This window comes from Bartonella sp. AC62GZZY (assembly GCF_042196525.1).
Classification (GTDB): Bacteria; Pseudomonadota; Alphaproteobacteria; order Rhizobiales; family Rhizobiaceae; genus Bartonella.
On sequence record NZ_JBHIQN010000002.1, the window covers coordinates 273,381 to 283,040 of the forward strand.

The following is a 9,660-nucleotide window of genomic DNA, read 5'->3' on the forward strand; positions in this document are numbered from 1 at the left end:
GAAAAAGGAGAGAAAGTTTATAGGGGGAGGTATGGTTATCCACAAGCTTTGTGGATTTGTACAGAGTCTTTTTTGTCAAGCATTTTATTTTTTTTTTTAAATCTGAAGAGATTCTTTAATTATTGGTAAATTTAGAGAAAAAAAATGAATTGAATCAATATTTTTTTCAGTCCTCATTAATATAAGCATTTTTTTCGGGTTTTTTGATTTTATTTTGACCTCTTGCATTTTACCTCTGCTGTTTTGTATGGTTCTTATGAAGACTAAGAAGCATGAAGGGGTCACATCAGCGCATTATTCTGTATTTTGTTGAATACAAGATGTTTTGATTTAGGTTTTTCGAAACTTTTGTGTTGGAGAGGTTTCTGGCGGTTTTTTAGTTTTCTTAATGGATATGTTTACCATTTTAGAAGGGTGGGTCATATCATGAGTGCAAATAAATCTTATTGGTCATCTTTGTTAGTGGGGTTGTGATGAGGCTATCCTAGGGGAGGGTGAGTAATCTTATTTGGGGTAGGGCGTTTTGCCTTCGCTAGATTTATTTTAGTTGTTTGGCAGGACAAAATTTTATTTTTATCAGGATGGAAGATGGTGGATAAATTGAACTCTAAAGCTAGTTCCTTTAAAAGGGTTTCGGTAAATATCCTGTCGGCAGAGAACATAATAAAGAATAGGATGACGGAAAGTGATGAGAACGTTTGTAGAAATGCTTCTATAGGGCATTCTATTGTTTCAGAGGAGGAAAGTGCGGCGGCTTTTGTCCGTGTTATGGCGCAGTTAAAGGTGCAGGTTGGTGTTGAGGCTTATACCAGTTGGTTTGGACGTGTGAAGCTTGCTGAATATAGTCATACTCTTGTAAAGCTTTCTGTTCCTACTGCTTTTTTACGTTCATGGATTAATAATCACTATGGTTCTCTTTTGACTCATTTATGGAAACAAGAGAATTCAGCAATTATTCGTGTTGAAGTTATTGTTCGTGGTATGGAACGCGTTTCAAGAGATGTCGTTTGTAAAAGAAGTGTTCCTCCTGTTGTGCTAGAGGAGCAGGCGGCTTCATCTTTTGTTGAGAGTTGTGCAGAGCATTCAGTTAAGAATTCTCAAACGGGGGTTTTTGGATCTCCACTTGATTCTCGCTATACTTTTGAAAGTTTTGTTGAGGGGGCTTCTAATCGTGTTGCTTTAGCGGCTGCACGTTCAATTGCGGAGGGGCATAAAAGCGCTTTGCGTTTTAATCCTCTTTTTATTCACGCATCTGTTGGTTTGGGAAAAACACATTTGCTTCAAGCGATTGCGGCTTCTGCATTGAAGCGTTTAACATCTGCACGTGTTATTTATTTAACTGCTGAATATTTTATGTGGCGTTTTGCAACAGCTATTCGTGATAATGATGCTCTTTCTTTTAAAGAACAGCTTCGTGATATCGACCTTTTGATTATTGATGATATGCAGTTTTTGCAGGGAAAGTCGATACAACATGAGTTTTGCCATTTGCTTAATATGTTGCTTGATAGTGCAAAACAAGTTGTTGTCGCTGCAGATCGTCCACCAGCAGAATTAGAATCGCTTGATCTTCGCGTTCGATCTCGTCTTCAAGGAGGAGTCGCACTTGAAATTGAAGCACCAGATTATGAAATGCGTTTACAAATGTTGCGTCAGCGGTTAAAGGTGGCACAACAAGATGATGGCATGATATCAATCTCTGATGATATCTTGGAATATATTGCCAAAACGGTTTTAGGGTCGGGACGTGATATTGAAGGAGCATTTAATCAGTTGTTATTTCGTCAATCTTTTGAGTCTAATTTATCTTTAGAACGGATTGATGAGTTATTAGGTCACTTGACACGTCCTGGAGAACCTAAGCGAATTCGGATTGAAGAAATTCAGCGTACGGTAGCGCGCCATTATAATGTTTCTAAACAGGACTTGTTGTCTAATCGCCGAACACGTACGGTTGTGAAGCCACGGCAAGTTGCGATGTATTTAGCAAAAGTATTAACTCCTCGCTCATTACCAGAAATTGGACGCCGTTTTGGTGGGCGTGATCATACAACAGTTTTACACGCTGTGCGTAAAATTGAAGATTTGGTTTGTGGTGATCAGACCTTAGCTAAGGAACTTGAATTGCTTAAGCGGTTGATTGGAGAACAGGCTGTATAATGTTTATCGTTTCTTTCTTTGGAGAAACTTTAAAGGATTTAATAAAAGGATTTGTTTTTTCTTATGCAGTAGTGGCTTGTCATTTTAAGAGAGGTTTAATAAACTCTATTAGGCGATTCTCTAAAGGGATCTATTCTTTAATTCTAAGGAATTTTTATAGTTTTTAGTAAATCATACGGGGCTTTTATGCGTATTACAGTTGATCGCAGTCAATTTCTCAAGTCTCTTGGTCGGGTTCACCGTGTGGTAGAGCGCCGTAATACTGTTCCTATTTTATCGAATGTGTTGATTGATGCAGAAAATGGCCGTGTACAGTTAAAAGCAACAGACCTTGATTTAGAGGTTATGGAATCTTTTGCAGTTAATGTTAAACAAGCTGGAGCAACAACTGTTCCGGCACATTTGCTCTATGATATCATTCGAAAACTTCCTGATAGCAATGAAGTTGTATTATCCCTCGATGAGAATCAAGCAGGTACAATGTCCGTTGTTTCGGGTTGTGCACATTTTCAGCTTCAATGTCTTCCGAAGGCAGACTTTCCAGAGTCGCTTCCTGGGCAATTTGGTTATCGTTTTTCTCTATCGGCATCAGGCTTAAAACATTTACTTGATTGTACACAATTTGCTATTTCTACTGAAGAAACCCGTTATTATCTTAATGGTATTTATTTCCATATTATTAATGATGGTGTTTTGAAATTGCGTTTGGTTGCAACTGATGGTCATCGTTTGGCACAAGTTGAGATGGAAGCTCCTTCGGGAGTTGAGGGAATGCCTGGAGTTATTGTTCCCCGTAAAGCTGTAGGAGAATTGCAAAAACTTCTTTCAGAAGAAAATGATAGCGATGTATGTATAGAGCTTTCGGAGACAAAAATTCGTTTTTCTATAGGCTCTGTGATTTTTACATCAAAATTAATTGATGGAACATTTCCAGATTATCAACGTGTTATCCCTCTTGGAAATGATAAAGAATTAATTGTTAATAGGCAGGACTTTTCTTCTGCAGTTGATCGTGTTTCAACGATTTCAAGTGATCGGGGGCGTGCAGTTAAATTAACGATTGAGCATGGACAGTTAAGGCTTGTTGTTAATAGCCCAGATTCGGGCAGTGCAGAAGATCAGTTATCAGTAACTTATGCATCTGAACCGCTTGAGATAGGATTTAATTCACGTTATCTTTTGGATATTGCTGGGCAGCTTTCAAGTGATGAGATGGTTTTTATGTTGGCTGAGGCTGGAGCACCAGCTCTGATTCGTGATAATGATGATGCGGATGTGCTTTATGTACTGATGCCTATTCGCGTTTAGGGGCAATTGTTTTGCAATGCATGGCGAGTCGTGTGCACAAAGTGGCAGTGAGGCAGCTGAAGCTTTTACGTTATCGTAATTATTCTTTTTTTAATATTCATTTTTCGGGTCAGCATGTGGTTTTTACTGGCCATAACGGTGCTGGTAAGACGAATCTTTTAGAGGCGTTATCTTTTCTTTCTCCTGGTCGTGGTTTGCGACGTGCTGCTTATTCTGATGTTAGCTTTGTAGAGGGCGGAGGTGAAGGATTCGTTGTATTTGCACGTCTTGAATGTGCTCTTTATGGTGAAGTAAAGATTGGTACAGCTTTGGAGGTTAGCGATAACAGTCGAAAGGTCCATATTAATGGTGTGAGTGAACCAGGTGATTGCTTAACAGATTATTGTCATATTAGTGTCCTAACACCGTCTATGGATGGTCTTTTTACAGGTCCTTCACTTGAGCGCCGTAATTTTTTGGACCGTATGGTTTTGGCGATTGATCCGTTGCATAGGCGCCGCATAGCCGATTATGATAGAGCTATGCGCGCACGAAATCGTTTGTTTTTAGATGGAAATGAAGATTGTGCTTGGTTTGATGCTTTAGAAAAGCAAATGGCAGAATTGGCGACAGCTATTTCTGCGGCGCGTGTTGATGTTATTCGGCTTTTAAATGACATGTTTACACAAATGCCGTCTCATATACCTTTTCCACGAGCTTTTTTGCAAATTGATGGTTTTTTAGAAACAGCTCTTAATGAAATATCAGCAACTGAAGTTGAAGAACAATTTTGTGATCGATTACGGCATAATCGCGCAATGGATCGTGCTGCTGGTCGGACGTTAGAAGGACCACATCGTGCAGATTTGCAGGTTTTTTATTCTGATAAAAATAGAACAGCAACATCGTGTTCAACAGGTGAACAAAAAGCGCTGCTAACAGGTTTAGTTTTGTGTCATGCACGTCTAACAGGTATGATGTCGGAAAGATCTCCCATTCTTCTTCTTGATGAAATGGCTGCTCATCTTGATTCGCATCGACGTGCTGCTCTATTTGATATTCTTGATGATTTAGCTGTACAAACATTTATGACAGGAACAGATCGTGTTTTATTTGATGACTTAAAAGGACGCGCAGAATTTTTTGAGATTAAGAATGGAGCTTTATTGCTGTAAAAAACATGCTAAATATTTTTCTAATAAGTGATGACTCTGAAAGAAAAGGCTTGCTATGTCAGAGATAATAACGATTTTAAATGGTCCTAATTTAAATTTTCTAGGTCAACGTGAGCCAGGAATTTATGGAACTGAAACTCTAGAAGGTATTGAAAAAAGATGCAGAGAATGGGCAAAAAAAAATGATATCATAATAAATTTTTATCAAAGTAACTGTGAAGGGCAATTAGTAGCATGGATACAAGAAGCAATAGAGGCAAGTTCTGGATTGATCATTAACCCAGCGGCTTACAGTCATACATCTGTTGCACTTCTCGATGCCCTAAAAATGTTTTCAGGGCCGAAAGTAGAAGTTCATTTATCTCATATTTATCAGCGTGAAGCTTTTCGTCACCATTCTTATACATCTGCAGGTGTAGACGCTATCATAACTGGGTGTGGAGGTGATGGATATCGGTTTGCACTTGAGTATATTGCAAAACAATTAAGCAAAATAATTAATTTGTGATAGGTAAAGAGCAAACGTTGGATAAGAGTAGTATTGGCATTGAATTCACTTGATAATTATTTTCAAATCTGTACAATATTAAGGTGTTATATTATGACAATTTTTAGTGCGTATGACGGGGGTAAATGAAGATGAAAAGCTTTGTTAGACAATTAGAGATGCTTGTGATTTTAGGGGGAGCACTGCTTTTGTCTGGTTGTAAAATTGATGTTATACAGCCATCAGGTTATGTTGCACGTCAACAGTTAATTTTGATTGTTGTTTGTGTGGCTGTTATGCTTTGCGTTGTCATTCCAGTAATGGTGAGTGTGGTATTTTTAGCTATAAAATATCGTGCATCGAATGTGAAAGCGGACTATTCTCCTGATTGGGCGCATTCAAATAAAATTGAAGCGTTGATGTGGAGTATTCCCATTGTAATCATAATGGTTTTAGGTTCATTAACAACTTATTATACCTATAAGCTTGAGCCTACAAATCCCCTTCCAGTAGAGGTGGTGGGTGAAGGAAAGCCATTGCAGATTGATGCTGTAGCTCTTGATTGGAAGTGGCTTTTTATTTATCCTGAATATGGTGTTGCATCGATTAATGAAATTTACGCGCCTGAAGGACGTCAAGTTTTATTGCAATTGACGTCAGAGAATTCTGTCAATGCCTTTTGGGTTCCCAAATTGGGTACGGTTCTTTACGCTATGCCGCAGATGAATGCTAAGTTGCATTTGGTCGCTGAAGAACAAGGGGTATTCAAAGGGACCTCAGCAAATTACAGTGGTGATGGTTTTTCGGGTATGCGGTTTAAGTGGCATTCTGTGTCTTCGCGGGATTTTGAGGATTGGATTGTAAAAGCTCGGGCTAATGGTCGAGTACTTGATCGTACATCTTATCGTCAACTTTCTATTGCGCCTCGTATGGGTGATATTGCTGCGAAGGAAAAAGATGCTGAAGTTCGTTATTTTGCACCTGTTGAGAAGCGGCTTTACTATCGTGTTGTTAATCGATGTGTCGATGAAAATACGGTGTGTAATGAAGATTTAATGAAACGTGCTGCTGCTCAGACGCTATGGGGTGCACTGTGTTCAGTATTTGATCCTGATGTTATTTAAAGGGTCAATAGAGAAAGAGCCCTTTTAATATTTTTAATATAAGGTTTCTTTTAAACTTAAATTTCATTTGAAATGGGTTGAGAAATGTTTGGAAGACTTACAGATCCTACGGCAGGTGCTTTTCATGCGCTTGCACATGAACCGATCGTTTTGTATACATGTATTGCGATTGTTTTGGTTGGTTTAATTGCTGTCGTTGCTCTGACAGCGCTTGGGTGGTGGGGAATTTTATGGCGAAATTGGATTACAACTGTTGACCATAAGCGCATAGGCATAATGTATATAGTTCTTGGAATTATTATGCTTGTTCGCGGTTTTGCGGATGCACTTATGATGCGAACGCATCAAGCTTTAGCTCTTGGGAGTGAAACAGCAGGTTATTTACCTCCTGAGCATTTTGATCAAATTTTTTCGGCGCATGGTACGATCATGATTTTTTTCATGGCTACGCCTATTTTATTTGGTCTTTTTAATTATCTTATACCGCTTCAAATTGGTGCGCGTGATGTTGCTTTTCCCTTTGCAAATAATCTGGGTTTTTGGATTACGGCAGCTGGGGCGATTTTGATTAATATATCCCTAGGTGTTGGTAATTTTGGTCGTGGTGGTTGGTTGATGTATCCACCTTTTACAGAATTACAAACGAGTCCAGATACAGGGGTAGATTATTATTTATGGTCTCTTCAGCTTTCTGGTATTGCAACAACAATGGGATCAGTGAATTTTATTGCAACGATGATTAAAATGCGTGCTCCTGGAATGACAATGATGAAAATGCCTATTTTTTGTTGGAGCGCTTTTGTCAGCAATGTTCTTATTGTAGTTATTTATCCTGTCTTAACTGTTGCTTTTGCGCTCTTGGCATGTGATCGTTATTTGAACATGAATTTCTTTACTAACGTTGGTGGTGGAAATCCAATGGTGTGGATTAATTATGTTTGGGTTTTTGGTCACCCTGAAGTGTATGTTTTGGTTGTTCCTGCTTTTGGCATTGTGTCTGAAGTTGTCTCAACTTTTTCTTCAAAACGCCTCTTTGGTTATACTTCCATGATATGGGCCATGGTGGTTATTTTGATTCTTTCGCTTCTTGTTTGGGGACATCATTTCTTTACAATGGGTGGTGGTGAAGCTGTAAATACCTTCTTTAGTATTGCTACGATGATCATCGCAGTTCCAACAGGTGTAAAAGTCTTTAATTGGCTGCTCACGATGTATAAAGGTCGGATTCGCTTTGAGCCTCCAATGCTTTGGTGCATGGGAATGATCTTTACGTTTGTTGGTGGTGGGTTAACTGGTGTTTTATTATCTATTGTTCCTGCAGATTGGCAGTTTCATAATTCGCTCTTTTTGATAGCGCATTTCCATCATACAATTATTGGAGGTGTGGTTTTCGCTTATTTAGCAGGGCTTGCTTTTTGGTTTCCAAAAGCTTTTGGTTATAAACCAAATCGCATACTAGGTATTGCATCTTTCTGGTGTTGGTTTATTGGTTTTTACCTTGCGTTTTTCCCTGTTTATGCGCTTGGTTTAATGGGTGCAACACGTCGTCTCCAGCATTACATGGAACCTAGTTGGCAGCCGATGTTTATTATTGCTGCTCTAGGTGCTTTTATTATCTTGCTTGGTATCCTTTGTTTTGTGTTACAGGTTGTTTTGGCGATTTGGTATGGTATTAAGCATAAAGGTCACCTACCGGTAACGTTGAATGATTCTTGGGGTGATGCACGTACACTTGAATGGTTTACCTCTTCACCGCCTCCTGCCTACAATTTTGCCCTCCTTCCAAAGATACAGTCTGATGATGCTTATTGGAATATGAAGAAAAGTGGTTATCAACGTCCGACAAGTGGATTCACAAAAATTCATATGCCGTCGAATACATCGGCTGGAATTATTGCGGGATTCTTCTTATTAGTTGTTGGTTTTGCACTTGTTTGGCATATTTGGTGGCTTGCTGCTGTTGGACTGATTGGTTTTATTGCAACGCTTGTGTGTCATTCATTAACAGGTGATCATCATGGTTACTATATTCCAGCTGAAGAAGTGCAAAAAACTGAAGATGCCTTTACGGCTGTTCTTAAAGAACAAGGAGTGACAGTATGAGTGCTGTAACAATGAATAACGCGAGTACTATAGATGAACTTCACCACGATAGTAGCTCGGTAATGACGTTTGGTTTTTGGGTCTATATTCTTTCAGACTTAATCCTGTTTTCGACACTGTTTTCAAGTTTTGCTGTTTTTTCTGCTTCTTATGGTGGTGGTAAAGCGGGCAGTGAGTTTATAGATTTAAAGTTTGTTTTGGTTGAGACTGCTTTCTTGTTGTTTTCATCCGTCACTTATGGCTTTGCAATGGTACAAGCACATAAAAATAACATCAGTGGTGTGCGTTTATGGATGGCTATTACCTTTGTATTGGGGTGTTGCTTCATTGGTATGGAACTTTACGAATTTCATGAACTTTTGAGTGAGGTTTTTTATTTCGATCCAAATGCTTATGCGGGTATTGATCCTGCAACAGGTTTACAGCTTTTTGGACGGGAGATACTTTCTGCTTATTGGTCAGCATTTTTTGCTTTGGTTGGCACCCATGGTCTTCACGTGAGTGTTGGTCTTCTTTGGATGGTCGTGATGTTTTGTCATCTTCGTCGTAATGGTTTGGATCAGGATAATAAAACACGTTTAGCGTGTCTTTCCATTTTTTGGCATTTACTTGATATTGTATGGGTTGGTGTTTTCACCATGGTTTATCTATTAGGAGCGTTGTGATGAGCATGCAAAATGAAACACATGGTCCCAGTACTGGTTCCTATTTGGTCGGTTTTATTCTGGCTGTATTTTTCACCTTGGGTTCTTTTATTCCTGTGATGTATGGAATGATGGAAAGTTGGGCAGTCAGTACAAAAGTTGCATATCTTATTGGGATGGCGATTATTCAGATTGTAGTACAAATTGTTTTCTTTTTACACTTGAGTTCTGGTCCAGATGCCAAGTGGAATTTAAATGCGTTATGGTTTGCTGCTATTTGTGTTTTTATTATTATTGGGGGTACATGGTGGGCTATTTCTCATTTGAATTATAATATGATGGGTGGCTCAGGACGTGTTATTGAACCGGAAATATCAAGTAGAGATGGTTCTTCAGTATCTGAGCCGTTATCAAACAAAGATATATCCGTAAGAAAACAGCCAGAAAAGATACAGGGCTCAGAGGTTTCGATGGAGCAAGGTGTAAGTACGCAAACTCCTGTAGATCAAGCACCTGGTTCAGAAATGCCCATGGGGCAGGGTCTAAGTACGCAAACTCCTGTAGATCAAGCACCTGGTTCAGAAATGCCCATGGGGCAGGGTCTAAGTACGCAAACTCCTGTAGATCAAGCACCTGGTTCAGAAATGCCCATGGGGCAGGGTCTAAGTACGCAAACTCCT

Annotated in this window: 8 protein-coding genes; all 8 read left to right on the forward strand. The window is 39.2% G+C overall.

Annotation, left to right across the window (positions count from 1 at the left end; all coding sequences use genetic code 11):
- Positions 1-588: 588 nt before the first annotated feature.
- The gene (gene dnaA / locus ACFIML_RS02625) at positions 589-2,160 is read left to right on the forward strand and encodes a chromosomal replication initiator protein DnaA (RefSeq protein WP_375614899.1); all 1,572 of its coding nucleotides are present in this window, start codon (positions 589-591) and stop codon (positions 2,158-2,160) included.
- 186 nt (positions 2,161-2,346) lie between these two features.
- The gene (dnaN, locus tag ACFIML_RS02630) at positions 2,347-3,468 is read left to right on the forward strand and encodes a DNA polymerase III subunit beta (protein ID WP_375606188.1); all 1,122 of its coding nucleotides are present in this window, start codon (positions 2,347-2,349) and stop codon (positions 3,466-3,468) included.
- Between the two features lie 20 nt (positions 3,469-3,488).
- On the forward strand, positions 3,489-4,622 hold the full coding sequence (gene recF, locus ACFIML_RS02635) for a DNA replication/repair protein RecF (RefSeq protein ID WP_375687308.1): 1,134 nt from the start codon (positions 3,489-3,491) through the stop codon (positions 4,620-4,622).
- 55 nt (positions 4,623-4,677) lie between these two features.
- Entirely contained in the window at positions 4,678-5,130 is a 453-nt protein-coding gene (gene aroQ / locus ACFIML_RS02640; RefSeq protein WP_375606189.1) for a type II 3-dehydroquinate dehydratase, read from the forward strand.
- Positions 5,131-5,261: 131 nt separating this feature from the next.
- A complete protein-coding gene (cyoA, locus tag ACFIML_RS02645; protein WP_375606229.1) occupies positions 5,262-6,233 on the forward strand; it encodes a ubiquinol oxidase subunit II in 972 nt (323 codons plus the stop codon).
- An 84-nt stretch (positions 6,234-6,317) separates the two neighbouring features.
- Positions 6,318-8,336 (forward strand): cytochrome o ubiquinol oxidase subunit I, encoded by a 2,019-nt coding sequence (cyoB, locus tag ACFIML_RS02650; RefSeq protein WP_375607850.1) that lies wholly within the window; start codon positions 6,318-6,320, stop codon positions 8,334-8,336.
- Positions 8,333-9,001 carry a cytochrome (ubi)quinol oxidase subunit III gene (locus ACFIML_RS02655; protein WP_375606191.1) on the forward strand — a complete coding sequence of 223 codons (669 nt, stop codon included), beginning with the start codon at positions 8,333-8,335 and terminating at the stop codon, positions 8,999-9,001. The genes cyoB and ACFIML_RS02655 overlap by 4 nt, the downstream gene beginning before the upstream one ends.
- On the forward strand, positions 9,001-9,660 hold a 660-nt coding region (cyoD, locus tag ACFIML_RS02660; protein ID WP_375687310.1), incomplete at its 3' end, for a cytochrome o ubiquinol oxidase subunit IV. The genes ACFIML_RS02655 and cyoD, both read left to right, overlap by 1 nt.

Coding starts and splice junctions, on each gene's coding strand:
- cyoB (WP_375607850.1), top strand. CDS start 6,318: ATGTTTGGAAGACTTACAGATCCTACGGCAGGTGCTTTTCATGCGCTT.
- cyoA (WP_375606229.1), top strand. CDS start 5,262: ATGAAAAGCTTTGTTAGACAATTAGAGATGCTTGTGATTTTAGGGGGA.
- dnaN (WP_375606188.1), top strand. CDS start 2,347: ATGCGTATTACAGTTGATCGCAGTCAATTTCTCAAGTCTCTTGGTCGG.
- recF (WP_375687308.1), top strand. CDS start 3,489: ATGGCGAGTCGTGTGCACAAAGTGGCAGTGAGGCAGCTGAAGCTTTTA.
- aroQ (WP_375606189.1), top strand. CDS start 4,678: ATGTCAGAGATAATAACGATTTTAAATGGTCCTAATTTAAATTTTCTA.
- ACFIML_RS02655 (WP_375606191.1), top strand. CDS start 8,333: ATGAGTGCTGTAACAATGAATAACGCGAGTACTATAGATGAACTTCAC.
- dnaA (WP_375614899.1), top strand. CDS start 589: ATGGTGGATAAATTGAACTCTAAAGCTAGTTCCTTTAAAAGGGTTTCG.